General features: G+C 68.6%; 13 protein-coding genes. 11 read left to right on the top strand and 2 right to left on the bottom strand.

What is annotated here, in order from left to right:
• Positions 1-38 precede the first annotated feature (38 nt).
• Entirely contained in the window at positions 39-1,436 is a 1,398-nt protein-coding gene (locus DMH03_RS01170) for a hypothetical protein (RefSeq protein WP_125790167.1), read from the bottom strand.
• A 216-nt stretch (positions 1,437-1,652) separates the two neighbouring features.
• Positions 1,653-2,651: a hypothetical protein gene (locus DMH03_RS01165; protein ID WP_125790166.1), complete on the bottom strand. Its 999-nt coding sequence runs from the start codon at positions 2,649-2,651 to the stop codon at positions 1,653-1,655.
• 391 nt (positions 2,652-3,042) lie between these two features.
• Here DMH03_RS01165 and DMH03_RS01160 point away from each other — a divergent pair, with 391 nt between their 5' ends.
• From DMH03_RS01160 to DMH03_RS01110, 11 genes are all read left to right on the top strand, one after another.
• Entirely contained in the window at positions 3,043-4,359 is a 1,317-nt protein-coding gene (locus DMH03_RS01160; RefSeq protein WP_125790165.1) for a nucleotide sugar dehydrogenase, read from the top strand.
• Entirely contained in the window at positions 4,340-5,527 is a 1,188-nt protein-coding gene (locus tag DMH03_RS01155; protein ID WP_125790164.1) for a glycosyltransferase family 4 protein, read from the top strand. The genes DMH03_RS01160 and DMH03_RS01155 overlap by 20 nt, the downstream gene beginning before the upstream one ends.
• Before the next feature lie 139 nt (positions 5,528-5,666).
• The gene (locus DMH03_RS01150) at positions 5,667-6,947 is read left to right on the top strand and encodes an exopolysaccharide biosynthesis protein (RefSeq protein WP_125790163.1); all 1,281 of its coding nucleotides are present in this window, start codon (positions 5,667-5,669) and stop codon (positions 6,945-6,947) included.
• Positions 6,944-8,494: a Wzz/FepE/Etk N-terminal domain-containing protein gene (locus DMH03_RS01145; protein ID WP_125790162.1), complete on the top strand. Its 1,551-nt coding sequence runs from the start codon at positions 6,944-6,946 to the stop codon at positions 8,492-8,494. Before DMH03_RS01150 ends, DMH03_RS01145 begins: the two co-directional genes overlap by 4 nt.
• A gap of 15 nt (positions 8,495-8,509) precedes the next feature.
• The gene (gene asnB, locus DMH03_RS01140) at positions 8,510-10,405 is read left to right on the top strand and encodes an asparagine synthase (glutamine-hydrolyzing) (RefSeq protein WP_125790161.1); all 1,896 of its coding nucleotides are present in this window, start codon (positions 8,510-8,512) and stop codon (positions 10,403-10,405) included.
• 15 nt (positions 10,406-10,420) lie between these two features.
• A complete protein-coding gene (locus tag DMH03_RS01135) occupies positions 10,421-12,592 on the top strand; it encodes a bi-domain-containing oxidoreductase (protein ID WP_125790160.1) in 2,172 nt (723 codons plus the stop codon).
• A complete protein-coding gene (locus DMH03_RS01130) occupies positions 12,592-14,538 on the top strand; it encodes an alginate lyase family protein (RefSeq protein ID WP_125790159.1) in 1,947 nt (648 codons plus the stop codon). Before DMH03_RS01135 ends, DMH03_RS01130 begins: the two co-directional genes overlap by 1 nt.
• Positions 14,535-16,058 (top strand): right-handed parallel beta-helix repeat-containing protein, encoded by a 1,524-nt coding sequence (locus DMH03_RS01125; RefSeq protein WP_125790158.1) that lies wholly within the window; start codon positions 14,535-14,537, stop codon positions 16,056-16,058. The genes DMH03_RS01130 and DMH03_RS01125 overlap by 4 nt, the downstream gene beginning before the upstream one ends.
• A gap of 1 nt (position 16,059) precedes the next feature.
• Positions 16,060-17,286, top strand: a complete 1,227-nt coding sequence (locus tag DMH03_RS01120) for an O-antigen ligase (RefSeq protein ID WP_125790157.1) — start codon at positions 16,060-16,062, stop codon at positions 17,284-17,286.
• A gap of 165 nt (positions 17,287-17,451) precedes the next feature.
• On the top strand, positions 17,452-18,633 hold the full coding sequence (locus DMH03_RS01115; protein ID WP_125790156.1) for a glycosyltransferase family 4 protein: 1,182 nt from the start codon (positions 17,452-17,454) through the stop codon (positions 18,631-18,633).
• Positions 18,630-19,265, top strand: a complete 636-nt coding sequence (locus tag DMH03_RS01110) for a phosphatase PAP2 family protein (RefSeq protein ID WP_125790155.1) — start codon at positions 18,630-18,632, stop codon at positions 19,263-19,265. The genes DMH03_RS01115 and DMH03_RS01110 overlap by 4 nt, the downstream gene beginning before the upstream one ends.
• Positions 19,266-19,271: the final 6 nt, after the last annotated feature.

Genomic DNA, 19,271 nt, shown 5'->3' with positions numbered 1-19,271 from the left:
GGGAGCTTTCGCCCCCGGGGCCGTCCGGTTTCTCGTGATCAGCGCGGGACCACGTGCTTGCTCCACTGGCCAGGGTTGTAGGGCGGTGCGATGACATCGACGGTCGAGTCGGGTTCGTCCACCCGCCAAGATCCGAGTACGGCGAACCGGTAGACGCCGACCGCGACGTTGGGGAAAGTCAGGAAGCCGTTGGCGTCGGTCTTGGTGAGCGATACGAGCTTCTTGTCGGCCGTGCTCAGGGCGACGGTCGTGTTCGCCAGTCCTTCACCGGGTTCGAGCTGGTGGTTGCCGTTCTTGTCGTGCCAGATCTGACCGCGGGCGTCGGCACGGGCGCCCGGCACCTTCGCGTTCTGGTAGGCATACGGCCCGGAGCTCAGGGAGTTGTCGTTGTCGAACAAGCAGTCGAGCCCGGTTTCACCGAAGGCGCCTGCTCTCGCGGGCACCGTGCCGGCGACCTTCAGGACCACGCTTTGTCCCGGAGCGACCTTGCCCGCCTTGTTCACGTAACTGAACGCACCCCACTGAGCCGTCGGGACTTCCAAGCCCCGCTCGAAGCCCCCGGGATCGCAGCCCGCGTGCAGGCCGGTGACTTCGCGGGCACCGACGTTCGTGAGAGTCACCGTCGCCGTCGCGGTCTCGCCCACCGCGTAGGTGGTCTTGTCGAGCGCGATCTTCGCGCTCAGCGAGTCCGTCAGCGGGCGGATCGCCCGGCCCTCGAGTGCGGTGTTCTGCCCGCTGCCGTCCAGCCGCAGGCTCGGCGGATATGCGGTCACCCAGCCGTCCGGGAGCTTCTCGAAGTGCCAGTAGATGCTGGGGCCGACTGGGACGGCATCGAAGGAGAACCGGCCTTCGGCGTCGGTGATCGCGGTGAGGTATCCGGACGGACCGGACACACGAGCTTCCGCGCCGGCGAGGCCTTCCCCTGGCGAGAACTTGCCGTCCTCGTTGCGGTCGCCGTAGAGGACACCGGCGACGCGATCGGTGGTGTCGGGTGAAAGCAGGCCGACGGTGACCCGGCTGTTGTTGTCCGAGTAGTCGGCCTCTCCGGGGCCGCTCACCTCGATGTCGAGCACCGGATTTCCCTCGTTGAGGGTGTAGACGCTGCCCGTGGTCGTGTACGTCCTGCTCTCGCCCGGTGCGTAGGTGGCGCCGTCCTTGGAGCGGAGGTCGCCCCAGGAGGTCTCATCGACCGTGAAGTAGCCGCCGGACTCCCTGTGGGCGTACCCCCTGACCTGACTCGCCGTCGTGTCGCCGATGTTGGCGACCGTCACCTCGATCGGGATGGCGTCGCCCGGCAGCCAGCGGCCCTCCTGGGCCTTGGCCGTCACCTTGATGTTCGGGCCGGTGGCGGCGTACGCGGGCAGGGCGGTCGCCAACCCGGCGACCGTGAAGGCCGCGGTCAGCACTCCGATCGCGCGCAGAGATGTTCTTCGCATGGTGTTTCCCCAGTCCCGCCCGGCACGCCCGTCCCTCACGGACGTCACAGGCGATCGTCGACGAAGCGAACCTAAAGTCCGTCGCGCCCGGGCGGCCAGAGCGGAACATTCCGGTGCCGGGGCCGGGCAACCGTGAGGGCGGCTCGGGCGTGTTCAGGGGTCGTGAGTGGCGATTCGGGGGTAACGCAAAGGCACCGAACGGCCACCACCGCACGATCACTCACGACACCGGCGGCAAGTCGTCTCCCGCGCTCCGGCCGGCTCCCAGCCCTCTCGGATCAGGATCGTCCGGACTTCGTCGGCGACTTGGCATGGTGAGTTCCGCACGTCCTGCCACCCGTAGACGAGCCTCGCCCGTCCAGCCAGTTCCGCGGCATTGTCGCGGCGACGATCCCGGAAGGCGACACCAGGCGTGGCGTGGGTCGCGCGGCCGTCCAGCCGAACCGTCACCGCGGCGCCCTGTGCGTCGTAGGTGACGTCCTCCCAGAGTCTCTTGCCGTCCACTTCGACGGGCGTTTGCCGGTTTCCGCACGGTAAGCCGTGCCCGTCTTCGACGTCCTCCTTGTAGGCCACTTCGAGCGCCGACATGAGCCCACCACCGACGAGGGCGAGGCCGTACCGGATGGCGGGCCGGAAACGGAACGGTGGCCGGATCAGCACGCACGCCTCCATCGCCGCCACCGAGATCCTGGTCCGGCCGAGCAGGTCGACGATGGTGTTCGTCGCCTGACGCGGTGTCCGCTGGGCCGTGGCCAGATCGAGGATCGTGTCCGTGACCCTGGTCCGTGGGGGATTCGTTCCGGCGGCGATGTGCGGCAGCGCGCGGGACCTGTGCACTATGACCAAGGGAGCCTGCGAGATCGCGGAGAAAGTGTACGGAACGGTGATTTCGACAGGCCCTTCGACGACCGGAAGAATTCTCCATTCTTCAGCGGCCGTTCGATGGCTCAAGATCGCGTACCCGCTTCCGTAGAGCAACGCGGCACGGATCTTGGCCGAGCGCGACAAGCCGCCGGTGAATGTCGAGTAAACGCGCGGGAGAACCCGCTGCCAGCGTCCGCCCGAGAGATTCGCCCTGATGTCCGACATGGTGTGGCCGTAGGCGTGCAATTGCCGCCGCGAGACGATTCCATGCTGCTCCGCCAGGAGGACCGGCCAGCTCGGGCGTTGCCCGGGCGGGATGGAGTCTTCCGACCAGCGTCTGTTGATGGGCATTGTTCGACGATCGTCGCTGAGCCGAAGCCGTGGAAGGCGTTGAGCACATCTGTGGACAAGCAGGGTGAGGGGAGAGGTGGCTGTGGATAACTGGGTCGGGGTGGTCGTGAGTGGTAAGTGACGTTCTAACGACACTTACCACTCACGACCACCCCGACCCACCCCCCACCGCCTCCCTCCCTTCCCTCCCCTCGCCTCTCCCTCCCGCTCGCCGCCCCAATCGAGACGAAACCCTTACGCGACCCTTGTAGCGTTTCGCACCCTTCGAGCGATGAGTAATTCCCTTGCCGCACAGGGATTCCGCCAAAAGCAGGCGAACCGTGGACGGCGGTAACGAACCCGGTCCTCCCGCCGACCAACGGGCAGCGGAATGCGGCTGGAGGAATTCGTCATGAAGATCAGTGTCTTCGGGCTCGGTTACGTCGGTTGCGTGTCGGCGGCGTGCCTGGCCGGACGTGGGCACGAGGTCGTCGGGGTCGACGTGAACCCGGTGAAGATCGACCTCGTCTCCAGTGGCAAGGCGCCGGTGGTCGAGGAGCGGATCGGGGAACTGACCGCGGAAGTGGTCGCCCAAGGCAAGCTGAGAGCGACCACCGACGTAAGACAGGCGATCGCGGACAGCGAAGTCTCCCTCATCTGCGTCGGTACCCCCTCGGCTCCCAACGGCAGCCTCTCGACAGCTTTCCTGGAGCGCGTGGCCGAGGAAATCGGCGAAGCGCTCAAGACCAAAACACAACGGCACACCGTCGTCTTCCGCAGCACGATGCTCCCGGGCACCTGTCTGGACCTGCTCGTCCCCATCCTCGAAAAGTCGTCCGGACTCACCGCCGGTGTCGATTTCGGGGTCGCGGTGAACCCCGAGTTCCTGCGCGAGGGAAGCAGCGTCAAGGACTTCTTCGACCCGCCCAAGACCGTCATCGGCGAGCTCGACGCGGCCAGTGGTGACGTCGTCGCGGCGCTGTACGAAGGGCTTCCCGGCGAGGTTTTCCGCGTCGCGATCCCGGTGGCCGAGATGACGAAGTACGCCGACAACTCCTTCCACGGGCTCAAGATCGGCTTCGCGAACGAGCTCGGCTCCATCTGCCGTGCGCTGGGGCTCGACTCGCATGAGGTGATGGACGTCTTCCTCGCCGACCGCAAGCTCAACATCAGCCCCGCCTACCTCCGCCCCGGGTTCGCTTTCGGCGGCTCGTGCCTCCCCAAGGATCTGCGTGGCCTGGTCTACGCCGCGCACCGCGCGGACGTCGCCGTCCCGATCCTGTCGCACGTGCTGCCCTCGAACGACGAACACCTCCAGCGCGCCTTCGACCTGGTCGCGCGCACCGGCAAACGCAAGGTCGGGCTGTTCGGCCTGTCCTTCAAACCGGGTACCGACGACCTCCGCGAGAGCCCGCTCGTCGAGCTGGCGGAGCGGCTGCTCGGCAAGGGGTACGACCTCCGCATCTACGACGCCAACGTCAGCCTTTCGCGGCTGATGGGCGCGAACCGCGAGTACATCGAGGGCAGGCTGCCGCATCTCGGCCAGCTGCTGGCCGGTTCCATCGGCGAGGTCGTCGACCACGCCGAGGTCTGCCTCATCGGCTGCACCGATCCGGAGGTCCTCGCGGCGCTCCCGGCGGGCGGCGGCCACACCATCGTCGATCTCGTCCGCGTACCCGACGCCGACCGGCGCCGGACTGAAGAGGGATATGTCGGCCTTGCCTGGTAAAGCTCTCATCCTCGTCGAGAACCTTTCCGTCCCCTTCGATCGCCGCGTCTGGCAGGAGTGCCAGACACTCCGTGACGCAGGCTGGGAAGTCCACGTCATCTGTCCACAAGGGACGAAGCGGGACACCGAAGCCGAAGTCACCATCGACGGCGTCCACATCCTGCGGTACCCGCTGAAGGCCGCCACCGGTGGCCCGGCCGGGTACGTCCAGGAGTACGGCTCCGCGCTGTGGCACACGCTCCGGCTCGCCCGCAAGGTCGGCCGGGTGGACGTCGTGCACGCCTGCAACCCGCCGGACCTGCTGTTCCTGGTCGCGCTGTACCTCAAACGCCAGGGCGCGAAGTTCATCTTCGACCAGCATGACCTGTGCCCCGAGTTGTACCTTTCGCGGTTCGACCGCGGCGAGGACTTCCTGTACCGCGCGGTCTGCGCGCTGGAGCGCCGCACTTACAAGACGGCCGACGTCGTCATCGCGACCAACGAGAGCTACAAGGACGTCGCCGTGAAGCGCGGCGGCAAGTCGCCGGAAGACGTCTTCGTCGTGCGAAGCGCGCCTGTGGTCGAGCGGTTCCACATGGTCCCGGTCGAGCCCGAGCTGAAGAAGGGCAAGCCGCATCTGCTCGCGTACCTCGGCGTGATGGGCCCGCAGGACGGCGTCGACTACGCCTTGCGAGCGCTCGCGTCGCTGCGTGACGTCGTCGGCCGCACCGACTGGCATGCCGTGTTCATCGGTTCCGGTGACGCCTTCGACGCCATGGTGGCGTTGTCGAAGGAGCTGAAGCTCGACGATCAGGTCGAGTTCACGGGCCGGATTCCCGACGAAGACCTGCTGCGTTATCTGTCCGCGGCTGACGTCTGTCTTTCGCCGGACCCCCTGAATCCGCTCAACGACGTGTCGACCATGAACAAGATCATGGAGTACATGGCGATGAGCCGTCCCATCGTCTCGTTCGAGCTCCGGGAGGCCCGGGTTTCGGCAGGGGAGGCCGCGCTGTACGCGCCGGCGAACGACGAGCCGGAATTCGCGAAGCTCATCGCGCATCTGCTCGACTCGCCGGAGCAGCGGGCCACGATGGGTGAGCTGGGGCGGGCGCGCGTCGCCGGTCCGCTCTCGTGGGAGAACTCCCAGAAAGCCCTGCTCTCGGCCTACGAGGCCGCGATCCGTTGATCGACTTCCCGGTCGCGTTTTGAACAAGACTGGGGCGATTCTGTAACCAACGCCGTGGTCGGTCCGACGGGATTCATGCCACACCCAACCGCGCCGATGGGAGATCCCGGCTTTGAGTGACGACACGGTGCGCCTGTCCATGATCGGACAGGTTCTGCGCGGGAGGTGGCGGACCCTGGTGGTCCTCGCCCTCCTCGGCGCCTTGGTCGGCGCGGGATCGTCGGTGATCCTTTCCCCCGGCTACCGGACCACCTCCAGCGTGCTGCTGCAGGGCCCGCGTGAGGCGGACGAACTGCTCACCCAGGCCGAGGTGGCGACCAGTTCGGTCGTGCTCGACCGGGCCGCCGCCGGGCTCGGGGACGGCGAGACCGGCGCCGACCTGCGGGACAAGGTGACCACGTCGGTGGCGCAGGGCAATGTCATCACCATCGAGGCCATCGGTGACACCGCCGAACAGACGCAGCGGCTCGCGGACCAGCTCGCCCAGGAGTTCGTGAAGTACTCCACGCAGATCATCGCCGGTTCCGGTGACGCCGCCGTGCAGCTGGCGCAGGAGCGCCGCGAGACGCTGCGGCAGCAGGTCGCGCAGACCAACCAGCGGATCAGTGAACTTTCGGCGAAGGTCAACGACGGCAAGACGACGGTGGAGAGCGTCCAGCTCCGTACCGAACTGCAGGGGCTGCGTTCGACGATCGAGTCGGCGATGTCCACCTTGAACGCGGCCGACACGGCGAGCGGTCTCGGCAACATGGTCGTGCTGGGTTCGGCCGAGCTGCCGTCTTCGGCGGCCGCGCCCACGCTGCCGCAGCTCGCCATCGGCGGTGCGGCGTTGTTCTTCCTGATCGGCCTGTTCGGGCATCTGTTCACCGCCCGCACCGACCGGCGGCTGCGCGACGACGAGGAGATCGCCGCGGCGGTCGGCGGCCCGGTGCTGGCCACCTTCGACGCCGTGGACCGGCGCCCGGCGGGAACCACCCTGCGGGCCAAGATCCTCCGTGACGACCGGCCGTGGAACATCCCGCGGGTCGACGTCTTCGCCGACGAGATCGACGCCGACATCCAGTACCGGCGCTTGGTTTCGCGGCTCCCGCACCGGCGGCTGCTCGTCCTCGCCGTGGACGGTGACCACGCCGGGCAGGCGGCCGCCGGGCGGATCACCCGTCTCGCCGGCCGGTGGTTCGCGCCGGTGACGGTTTCCCCGGCGCGGCCCGTCATCGAAGACGCCGACGCCGAGGGCGTCCTCGTCGTGACGAGCCTCGGCTCCCGGTCCGCGTGGGAGCTGGTCGGGATCGCCGAAGCCGTCGCCGACGCCGGGCTCACCGTGGTGGGCACCGTGCTGCTCCGCCCCGTCTCCCCGACCCGAACCCGGCCCGGCGCGGCCACCCCCGCCGACCACGAAGCACTGGCAGGTACCGCGTGACCAGCGCCGAAAAAGCGAAGTCCGAACCGCTCATCGACCTGCAGCGGCTGGTCGTCTCGGTACGGAGACGGCGTCGCCTGTGGACGTCCATGGCCCTGCTCGGCCTGATCCTCGGCGGGCTGGTCGCGGTGTTCCTGCCGTCGCCGCCCACCGCCGTCGCGCAGATCCTGGTCGTCCACCCCGACGACTCGCCGACCGACAGCGGAACGCTGATGCGGACCGACGTCGCCGTGCTCCAGACGACGAAGACCGCCACCGAGGCACTCAAGAAGTTGAACAGCACCCAGGCGCCGGAGGAGTTCCTCAAGGACTACGAGGGGCTGGGCCTGACGAACAACGTCCTCCAGCTGACGGTCAAGGGAAGGACCGACGAGGAGGCCGTGGCTCGCGCGCAGGCGATCTCCGATTCCTTCATCACCGAGTACATCTCACGCAACCAGGCGGCCGCGGCGGCCGAGCAGAAGGCCCTGCTCGACCAGCGCAACCAGGCACAGAACGAACTCGGCTCCATCGAGTCGGCGATCGTCGCCGAGGAGGCCAAGAACCGCAACGCCAACCCCGCCCAGCTGGAACGGCTGTATTCGCGCCGCGCGGAGCTGACATCCAAGATCTCCGACTACGACGGCCGCGCGCAGGAGGCGGGCATCGGCACGCCGAAGGTCGCCGCCGGGACGCAGATCGTCGACGCGCCGCGGATCCTGCCGCAGTCCTTCCTCAAGACGCTCGCCACCGACGCCGGGATCGGCTTCGCGCTGGGACTGCTCGCCGGGCTGGGGCTCGCTGCCGTCACGAGCGTGGTCAAGGACCGGCCGGTGCTGCGCCGCGAGATCTCTCATCACCTCGGCGCTTCCGTGATCGCGCAACTGCCCAAGCCGCCGCGTTTCCTGCGCCGCTCGCGTGCGGTGACCAGGCGGCAGCGGGTCGCGGCGACGCTGGTCCGCGCGGTCCGGCAAGAGGGCGGTTCGGTGTCGCTGCTCGACCTCGGTGCCCGGCAGATCACCGCCGCGCTCGCCGTCGACATGGCGCGTGAGCTGGCGGAGAAGGGGACGGCGTCGCTCGTCGACGACCTGCCGAAGACGAATCTCCGGGAGCTGGCAGGCCAAGGCCCGATCCAGGTGCTGGATCGCGGAGACACGCCGCCCGCGGCCGGGGAACGCCGGATCGGCGTCGGTTCGGTCGAGCCGGGGACGTCGTGGACCGACCTCGAAGTCCTCGGTGAGGAGACGATCCTCGTCGTCCGCACCGGGCACGCGAACACCGAATGGCTGCACACCGTCGCCCGCCAGCTGGCCGACCGGCACATCCCGATCATCGGGGTCGTCGTGGTGGATCCGGATCCGCGCGACCACACCGACGGGACGCTGTGGGACGGCCTGCACACGGCGTTGCGCGGGCGGGCGGCCCGGTCCATGCCGAAGCCGGTGGAGATGTTCCCGAAGAAGAACGGGCATCCGACGCCGTACAAACGCGCCAAGGAACTCGGCAACGCCGATCAGCCGACCAAACGATTCGCGCCCGTGTCACCGGATAACGCCGAAGCCTTGTAAGGGGAGCGAAAGCAGATGTGCGGCATCGCAGGGGCCTACTTCTGGCCGGACGGGGGCCCGCTCACCGATCGGCTCACCAAGACCCTCGCCCATCGCGGGCCGGACGGTTCCGGCCGGTACGACCACGAGGAAGTCCACTTAGGACACCGAAGGCTGTCGATCGTCGACCTGACCGAGACCGGCGCGCAGCCGATGGTCAAGGACGGGCTCGCGCTGACCTACAACGGCGAGCTCTACAACGCGCCGGAGCTGCGGAAAGAGCTCGAAGCCGCCGGGGTGCGGTTCCGGGGGACGTCCGACACCGAGGTCCTGCTGGAGGCGTGGCGCAAGTGGGGCACCGACGGCCTGCACCGGCTTCGCGGCATGTTCGCGTTCGGTGTCTTCGACGAGCGCACCGGCGCCTTGACCTTGGTGCGGGACCAGCTGGGCATCAAACCGCTGTTCCTCGTGCGCCGCGGCAGGGGTGTCACGTTCGCCTCGGAGTTGAAGGCGCTGGCCGCCGAACTCGGCGGTTCCCTGACGGTCGACGACACCGCGCTCGTCGCCTCCTTGCTCTACTACTGGGTTCCGGACGGCCGCTGCGCGTTCCGCGAGGCCGAAAAGCTGCCGCCGGGCAGCTGGGCGCGGTTCCGGCCGAACGGCGACGTCGAACGCGGCACGTTCTGGTCGCTGCGCCAGGTCGCCGAAGAGGGAGCCGCTTATGAGGGCGAGTTCGACCTCAACGCCGTCATCGAGGACTCCACGCGCAAGCACCTGATGGCCGACGTGCCGGTCGCGACGTTCCTCTCCGGCGGCCTCGACTCCAGCTACCTGACCGCGATCGCCGCCCGTGAACAGCCGGGAATCTCCGCGTACACCATCGGTTTCCGGGCCGAGGACGCGAAGTTCGAAGCGATGCCGGACGACCTGATGTACGCGAAGAAGGTCGCCGCGAAGTTCGGCGTCGACCTGCACGAGATCGAGATCGCGCCACAGGTGCTCGATCTGCTGCCGCGGATGACGTATCACCTCGACGAGCCGATCGGCGATCCGGCGGCGATCAACAGTTACCTGATCTGCACCGCCGCCCGCGAGGCCGGGGTCAAGGTGATGCTGTCCGGCATGGGCGCCGACGAGCTGTTCGCCGGGTACCGCAAGCATCTCGCGAACAAGATCGCCGTTCAGTACCAGCGGGTTCCCGGTCTCGTGCGGCGTCCGGTCGAGTCCCTTGTGGACAGACTGCCGGTGGCGACGTCGAAGCGCGGATTCCGTTCGGTGCGGTTCGCCAAACGGTTCCTCTCGTTCGCGGAACTGCCGGAGGAGACCGCGTTCCGGCGCAGCTACACGATGTACGACCAGGCCGAGCTCGTCGCGCTGCTGAACCCGGACCTCGCGGGCGCGGTGGACGACGTGATCACCGAACACGCGGACACCTATCACGACAACACGCTGACCGACTTCGTGAACCGCATGTGCCTCGCCGATTCGCGGCTGTTCCTGCCAGGGCTCAACCTCGCCTACACCGACCGGTCCAGTATGGCCGCGTCCACCGAGGTGCGGACGCCGTTCGTCGACATCGAGGTCGTGAAGGCCGCGTTCCGGATCCCCGGCGACAAGAAGATCGTGAAGCGCCAAGGAAAGATGGCGCTGAAGCAAGCGGCGCTCTCGATCCTCCCCGCCGAGATCGTGCACCGGCCGAAGGGCCTGTTCAGCGCACCACTGCGGGCTTGGATGAGCCGCGACCTCGCGCCACTGGTGCGCGAGGTGACGAACGAAGGCGAATTGGTGAAGGCCGGGTTCCTCCGCCGTGAGGCCCTGCAACGGCTCGTCGACGAAGACGCGTCCGGGCAGCAGGACCGGTCCAAGCACCTCTGGCACATCTTGACCCTCGAGTACTGGTATCGCGGTGCCATCGCGGCGCGATCCATTTAATCGCTGAGGAGCGACGTGAAGCAGGTAGTGCAGAACTACAAGAGCGGGGAGCTCGCGCTCCTCGACGTCGAAGTGCCCGCGTGCAAACCGGGGGGTGTGCTGGTCCGCACCGCCTATTCGCTGATCTCCACCGGCACCGAGATGATGAAGGTGTCCGAGGCGAGCCTTTCCCTGGTGGGCAAGGCGAAGGCGCGGCCGGATCAGGTCGCGAAGGTGATGCAGAGCGTCGCGACGAACGGGCTGAGCGCGACCTACCGCAAGGCGATGAACAAACTCGACTCGTACACGCCGCTCGGGTACTCGCTGTGCGGCGTGGTCGAGGAGGTCGGCCCGGGTATCGACGACGTCGCCGTCGGCGATCTCGTGGCGTGTGCCGGAAACGAGCACGCGCTGCACGCGGAACTGAACTGGGTGCCCAAGAACCTCTACTCCAAGGTGCCGGACGGCGTCGACCCGCGGCACGCCGCGTTCGGCACGGTCGGCGCGATCGCGATGCAGGGCGTCCGCCAGGGTGAACCGCAGATCGGCGACATCGCGCTGGTCATCGGCCTCGGCCTGATCGGCCAGCTGGTCGTGCAGCTGCTGGTCGCCTCCGGGGTCCGCGTGGTCGGCGTCGACCCGGATCCGGCGCGGTGCGCGATCGCCGAACAGCTCGGCGCCCTCAACTGCGGCGACCCCGGCTCCGGCGTCATCGACACCGCGGTCGCGGAGCTCAGCTCCGGGCACGGCGTCGACCAGGTGTACCTCGCCGCGGGTGGCAGCACGAACGAGCCGGTGGAGCTGGCCGCGAAGCTGAGCCGCGACCGCGGCCGGGTGATCGACATCGGCAAGTGCTCGCTGAACCTGCCGTGGAACGCCTACTACGAGAAGGAACTCGACGTCCGCTTCTCCCGCTCGTACGGCCCCGGCCGCTACGACCCGGAGTACGAACTCGAGGGCCGCGACTACCCGATCGGCCAGGTCCGCTGGACCGAGCGCCGCAACCTGGAATGCGTCGTCGACCTGATGGGCCGCGGCCGTCTCGACGTCGAGCCGCTGATCTCGTACGTCTCGGACTTCTCGGACGCCGTCGAGACGTACCGGAAGCTGAACGAGGGCGAACTCAAGGCCGTCGCCGTGCTGTTCGAATACGACAAGCGCCCGGCGGGCCCGGCCGAGCAGGCCGTCACGGCGGTTTCCGTGCCGAAGCCGTCGGCGGTGCGCGCGGCGCCGAAGCCGGGCGGCGTGCGGATCGGGTTCATCGGCGCGGGCAACTACGCGTCCTCCATGCTCCTGCCGCATCTCGCGGAGATGGAGAAGGTCGACCTCGCCGAGGTCGTCACCACCTCGGCGCTTTCGGGTGCGAACGCCAAGCGCAAGTTCGGTTTCGGCCGCGCCACCACCGATCTCGACACGATGCTCGAAGACTCCTCGATCGACGCCGTGTTCATCGTGACCCGGCACAGTTCGCACGCCGAGCTGACCCGGCGCGCGCTGCTCGCGGGCAAGGCCGTCTTCGTCGAGAAGCCGCTCGCCCTGTCCGAAAAGGAACTCGAGATCGTGCTCGGCGCGATCGAGGAGTCCGGCAACGACCGGCTGCAGGTCGGCTTCAACCGCCGGTTCGCCCCGCTGCTGAACGAGTCGGTGCTCCACTTCGGACCGCGGATCGGCCCGGCTTCCGTGCGGTACCTGGTCAACGCCGGACAGCTCGACGCGAACAGCTGGTACAACCAGGCCGACAGCGAGGGCTCGCGGTTCGCCGGCGAGGGCGGCCACTTCATCGACACGGTCAGCTGGCTGCTCGGCGCCGACCCGGTCTCGGTGTACGCCACCGCGACGCCCGGCCACCAGGACCTGCAGATCCTGCTGCGCTACCCGGACGGCTCGACCGCGTCGATCGCGTACACCACGAGCGGTGCGGCGTCGTTCCCCAAGGAGACGATCGACATCACCACCGACGGCAAGGTGCTGAAGTTCGACGACTTCGCGCGCGCGTCGGTGTTCGGCCGCAAGAAATGGGCCAGCTCGCGGATCCCCAAGGGCCGGGACAAGGGCCAGGCCGCCGAAGTCGAAGCGTTCGTCAACGCGCTGACCACCGGGGTCGCGATGCCGGTCTCCGTCGACTCGCTCGTCGCGACGACGCTGGCCACGCTCGCGGTCAACCGCAGCCTGGAGACCGGGGCACCGGTGCGGATCGGACTCGGCTGATGGACGCCTCCTGGTACCTGCGGAGACTGTCGCGGATGGGGCCCGCCGAGATCGCGGGCCGCGTCACCGACGTCGTGCGCAAACGCCAGTGGCGCGGAGTCGCCAGCGAGCAGGCGGCTTGGCTGCCGGACCGGCGATTCGCGTCGGTGCCCGGTGACGAGGTCCTCGCCGCCGTCTCCGGTGAGGCGGTGAAGGATCTGCTCGTCAAGGCGGACAGGCTGATGGACGGGCGCGCCGAGTACTTCGGCGTCGAGCGGGACGACCTCGCCGACCCGGACTGGTCGTACGACCCGAAGACCGGTCGCCGCGCACCGTCCGATGTGTACTCCTTCGACATCCCTTATCGGAGTGAGGACGCGGTCGGCGACATCAAGCAGATCTGGGAGCCGTCACGGCACCAGCACCTCACCGTGCTGGCCGCCGCGTATGCCCTGACCGGCGACGATCGGTACGCCGAACGCGTGGCCGCGCACTTGAAGTCCTGGTGGGCGGCCAACCCGCCGATGCGCGGGGTGCACTGGGTCAGCGGGATCGAACTCGGCATCCGGCTGCTGTCGTGGGTGTGGGTCCGGCGGCTGCTCGACGGCTGGGCGCAGGCCCCGGCGCTGTTCGACGACAACCCGGTGGCGCTCAACCAGATCTGGCACCATCAGCGCTGGCTGGCCGCGTTCCCGAGCCGGGGTTCGTCGGCGAACAATCACGTGATCGCCGAGGACGCCGGACAGCTCGCCGCCGCCTGCGCGTTCGCCTGGTTCCCCGAATCCGCCCAGTGGCGGGACACGGCGCTGGCGTCGCTGGACAAGATGCTGCGGCACAACACTTTTGAGTCCGGTCTCAACCGCGAGCTCGCCACCGAATACCACGGTCTCGTCCTGGAACTGGGGCTCGCCGGGGCGCTGGAGGCGAAGGCCGCCGGTGTCGCGGTGCCGGAGTCGACCTGGCTCGTGCTGCTGCGGATGACCGACGCGCTCGCGTCCATAGTGGACAATCGATTGCGGCCGCCGAGGCAAGGTGACGCCGACGACGGTTTCGGCCTGATCGTCGACGGTGACGAGACGAGCCGCTGGGCGTCGCTCATCGACACCGGATCTGTCCTTTTCGGACGGTTGGATTGGTGGCCGGAAACACCGGGCGGCGACGTCCGCACGCCGCTCTTCTCCGCGCTGGCGAAGGACGTCCAGGTCCGTTCGCGGCGTCCGGTGCGGCGGCGGGACGACTTCGCCGACGCCGGGATGACCATCCTGCGCGCCGAAAAGGTCTGGTGCCGTTGCGACGGCGGGCCGCACGGCTTCCTGTCCATCGCCGCGCACGCGCACGCGGACGCGCTTGCGGTGGAGGTCCGGCACGACGGCGTCGACATCCTCGCCGACCCCGGAACCTACTGCTACCACGGCGAACCGAAGTGGCGGTCGTACTTCCGGTCCACGGCGGGGCACAACACGCTCGAACTCTCCCGGGCCGACCAGTCCGTCTCCGGTGGCCCGTTCCTGTGGACGAAACACGCCGTCACCACCGTGATCGCGGCGGGAACGCCGTCGCGCTGGAGCGCGGAACACGACGGCTACGCGCCGTCCGTCCACCGGCGTTCGGTGGAGCTGGAAGGTACCCAACTGCGGATCCTCGACGAGGTTCGCGGTGGCGAGGCACAGCATTGCCGTCTCGCGTTCCACTTCGGCCCGCTGGTCGAGGTCTCGCTTTCCGGCGGGACGGCGACGCTGTCGTGGACCGTCGACGGCGAGGCCCGGACGGCTTCGTTCGAGCTGCCGCCGGAACTGGACTGGTCGGCGCATCGCGGCGAGACCACTCCGCCGATGGGCTGGTACTCGGCAGGGTTCGGCCGTCGCGAGCCGTCGTGGACCCTGCTCGGCAACGGAACCGTCGCCGACGGAGCCACGCTCACCGGCGTGCTCACCTTCGAACCAGGTAACGAGGATCCCCCATTGTGATCGCACGACCGCATCGCCTCCGCCGGGCAGCGCTTCTGGTGCTGCTCGGTTCGCTGACGCTCACCGCCTGCACCACCCCGGTCGACGAGCCTGGACCGGATCCGGCCCAGCTGCCGTCCGGTGCGGTCGCGAAGGTGTGCGACAAGTTGCCGGAGGGTCCGGCGGAAGCGCCGGCAGGGGCGGTGAAGATCGACCCGGCGGTGGCGGGCGACCTCGCGGCGAAGACGCGGTCGAGTCCGGCCGGGACGACGTTCTGGCTGGCATCGGGGACGCACAAGCTCGGCGACGACCGCTACGACCAGGTCAATCCGAAGCCGGGGAACGTCTACGTGGGTGGCCCGAAGGCCGTCCTCGACGGCCGGAAGATCAACCAGTACGCCTTCGCGGGCGACGGCGCCGACGTCAAGATCCAGTACCTGACCGTGCAGGGCTTCGCCGCGCCGCACGACGAGGGCGTGGTCAACCACGATTCGGCCGACGGATGGGTCATCGAGCACAGCGCCGTCCAGGACAACGACGGCGCGGCGCTGATGGCGGGCGCGCGGCAGCAGGTCCGGGGCAACTGCCTGCGGCGCAACGGCCAGTACGGGATGAACGCCTACGCGCAGGACAGCGGCATCACCGGTCTCGTCGTCGAGGGCAACGAGATCACCGGCAACAACACCGGCGACTGGGAAAGCAAGATCGACGGCTGCGGCTGCTCCGGCGGGATCAAGTTCTGGGAGGTCGACGGCGCCGACATCGTCGGCAACTGGGTGCACGACAACCGCGGCGTCGGGCTCTGGGCCGACACGAACAACAACGACTTCCGCATCGCGGGCAATGTCATCGAGAACAACGACGGCGCCGCGCTGATGTACGAGACCAGCTACAACGCCGTGATCAGCGGAAACACCATCCGCCGCAACAACTCGGTGGACGGCAAGCGCTACATCGACCGCGGCGACAGCTTCCCGGTGGCTTCGATCTACGTGTCCGAATCCGGCGGCGAGCCGAGGGTGAAGGCGCGCACGGACAAACTGGAGATCTCCGGGAACACGTTCGAGAACAACTGGAACGGCGTCACCCTGTGGGAGAACTCCGACCGGTTCTGCAACAGCCCGGCCAACACGTCGTCCGGCTCCTGCACGCGGCTCGTGCCCGAGCAGGCGAAATGCGCGCAGCCCGGGATCGCGGGCGGGCCGCTGAACGCCGACTGCCGCTGGAAGACCCAGCGCGTCGAGATCCACCACAACCGGTTCGTGCTCGACCCGGCCGTCGCCGGCTGCGAGGAGAGCTGCGCGCGGATGGCGATGCTCGCGAACTTCGGCACGTTCCCCGACTGGTCGCCGTACAAGGGCGAGGTCGTCCAGCACGCGATCACCTTCGCCCAGGGCAACCGGCTCTACGACAACACCTACTCCGGGCCGTGGAACTTCGTCGCCTTCGAGCCGAGCCGGGTGCTGGGCTTCGGCGAATGGCAGGGCGCGCCCTACAAGCAGGACCAGGGCAGCAAACTCACCCGTGTGGGAGGTGGCTGACATGCTCGAATCCTCGGTCCGGGCCGAACCGTCGATCCGCACGGGCATGCCCAAGGCGGTCGGCGTCGCCTGGACACTGCTGATCATCAACACCCTGGGCTCGACAGGGGCGAAGACGCTCCTCCCGTTGCCGCGTTCGGTCAGCCAGCTGATCACCATGGGCGCGCTGGGCGCCGCGTTCGTGATCGCGCTCGCCCTGAACGCCCGGCTGCGGATCAGGCCGAGCGCGTATCTCTTCCTGCTCACCCTGCTGCTGGTGCTGAGCGTGGTCTCCAGTCTCACCCTGGAAGGCGGATTCGGCGCGCTGTTCCGCTGCTTCCGGTTCGCCCTCTTCCTGAGCACCCTGTGGCTGCTGACCCGCTGGTGGAACGGCGGTCTCGACCTCGTCCGCACGCATATCCGCGCCTACGCCGTGGTGCTGGTGACAGTGGTGATCGGGTTCGCGCTGAGCCCTGGCAACGCGATGCCGTTCGAGTACGGCGGACGGCTCACCGGAACGCTGTGGCCGCTGACCCCGCCGCAGGTCGGCCAGTACGCGGCCATCGTCATCGGGCTCACGGTGCTGTTGTGGCTCGGCGGGAAACTGGAGCGGAAACACGCGCTGGTCGTCATCGTCCCGTCGTTCGGGATCCTGCTGCTGACCCACACCCGCACCGCGATGCTCGGCCTGGTGGCCGGGACCGTGGTGGCGCTGATGTCGCAGTGGATGTCCAGCGCCCGCGCCCGCAAGGTGTTCACCTGGCTCGTGTTCGGCGGCCTGTTCGCGGTGGTGGCCTTGGGCGGGTTGCTGCAGGCCTGGTTCCTGCGGGGCCAGTCCGAGGAGAACTTCTCCAGCCTCACCGGCCGCGCGAAGGTGTGGGACGCGCTGCTCGACGCGCCGCGCACGACACTCGAGTACCTGTTCGGCGTCGGGCTGACCGACAAGTCCTTCGACGGGCTCCCGATCGACAGCAGCTGGCTCGCCGTCTACCACGAGCAGGGCTACGTCGGCGTCGCGATCGTGGCCGCGTTCGTACTCGTGCTGGTCGTGGTCGCGGTGCTGCGGCCGCCGTCCCCCGCCAGGGCGTGCGCGATCTTCCTGATCACGTACTGTCTTTCCGCCTCCTACACCGAGGCGGGCCTCGGCGACGCGTCGCCATACCTGCTGCACCTGGCCCTGGCCGCGTCGCTGCTGGTGCGTGCGCCCGCCGAAGAACCCGATTTCGTCACGGATGATAGGCGGAGCTGAAGATGTGCCGCAAAGAGAGACCACACGCGTGAACCCGCCCGGCCGAAGGCCTCCGCTATCGCGGTGGCAGGGCGCCATGCCCGCCACCGTGAGGTGGATGACCGGGCAGCGCCCTGCCGACGTCGATCGCGGCCGCGGGTTCACCACAGATACAAAGGAGCGCGCGTGAAGGTCCTCGTGATCCACAATCGCTACCGATCCGAGCAGCCGAGCGGCGAGAACACCGTCGTCGACCAGGAGACCGCGTTGCTGGCCGAGGCCGGGCACGAGGTCGGCCTGTTCGAGCGGCGCAGCGACGACATCGCGGAGATGTCGCTGCCGCGCAAGGCCGTCGTCCCGCTGCAGGTGCCGTGGAACCGGGCCGTGCGCGCGGAACTGGCGCGGCGCCTCGCCGACGACCGGCCGGACGTCGTCCACATCCACAACACGTTCCCGCTGCTGTCGCCGTCGGTGCTCGCCGCCTGTGCCGACGCGAAGGTCCCGACCGTCGCGACCGTGCACAACTACACGCTGATCTGCCCTCCCGGCACGCTGTACCGCGAGGGCTACATCTGCACCGATTGCGTGGGCCGCAAGCCGATTCCGGCGGTGCGGCATGGGTGTTACCGCGGTTCCCCGCTGGCCACCGTGCCGATGGCGGCGAGCATGATGCTGAACCGCAACCGCTGGTGGTCCGATGTCACGCGGTTCTTCTGCATCTCGAAGGCGCAGCGCGAGATCCTGATCGCCGCCGGGATGCCGGCCGAGCGGCTCGCGGTGAAGTACAACTACGTCACCGATCCGGGCAAGACGCGCAAGGGCGCGGGGGAGCACTTGCTTTTCCTCGGCCGGATCACCGAGGAAAAGGGCATCGGCCTGCTGATGAAGGCGTGGGACCAGCTCGCCGCCGCGGGCGGTTCGCTGCCGCCGCTGGTGATCGCCGGCACCGGCCCGATGCAGGACGAGGTCGCGCGCTGGGCACACGGCCGCGACGACGTCCGCTACCTCGGGCTCCAGTCCAAAGAGGAGTGTCGAGACCTGATCGTCCGCTCGAACGCCGTCGTCGGCCCGTCGGAATGGCTGGAGGCGTTCGGCCTGGTCGTGGTCGAGGCGATGGCCGCCGGTGTCCCGACCGTCGCCGCGGCCCACGGTGCCTTCCGCGAGCTGGTGGAGGAAGGTGTCACCGGCCTGCTGCACGAACCCGGGGACGCCGCATCGCTCGCGGCGCGGCTGCGGGAGATCGTCGGCGACGCCGAACGGAACCAGGAAATGGGCTGGGCCGCACGGCTGGTGTACGAACAGGAGTTCACCCCGAAGATCGGCCTCGAACGGCTCATCGGCGGCTACCAGGCGGCGATCGACGCGTGATCACCGGTCCGCCCGCGCTCCCGCCGCGGGCGCGGATCCCGCTCTGGACGCTCGGCGCCTTCGGTTTCGTCGTCGCCCTCGTCCTCGGCCTCCGCTACGCCGGGACTTCCCATACCGCCGGCCTCGACGCCCTGGTGCTGCCGGTGGTCGACCGGGTCCAAGGCCCGCTCTGGTACCTGGCGACCGTCATCGACTTCGCGGGTGAACCGCTGGGCGCGATCGTGGTGATCGCGCTGTTCGGCTGGGTGTGCGTGCGGCACCGGCGGCCGCGGACGGCGATCCTGCTGGTGGTGGCCTCCGGGGTGACAGTGGCGCTGACCACCGCCTTGAAACCCTTGACCGGCAGGCTGATCCACGGCGAGTTCCTTTCTTATCCCAGCGGGCACACGGCCTTCGCGGTCACCGTCGCGACCGTCGTCGCGCTGCTGGTGATCGATGTGCGGGATCTCGGCGCTGTCGCCGGGGCCTGGGTGCTGGTGGGGTTGGTGGCGTTTTCGGGGCTCGCGATGGGGTGGGCGGAAGTGGCGCTGGGGGCGCACTATCCGACGGACACGTTCGGGGGTTTCGGGGTGGCTGTCGCGGTGGTGCCGGTGGTGGCGTGGGCGGTGGACCGGCTCACACGGCGGGTTTGAGCACGA

Origin of the sequence: Amycolatopsis sp. WAC 01376 (assembly GCF_003947415.1) — a bacterium.
Classification (GTDB): domain Bacteria; phylum Actinomycetota; class Actinomycetes; order Mycobacteriales; family Pseudonocardiaceae; genus Amycolatopsis.
The sequence above is the reverse complement of the archived record's forward strand: the minus strand, read 5'-3'. Positions and strand labels throughout refer to the sequence as shown.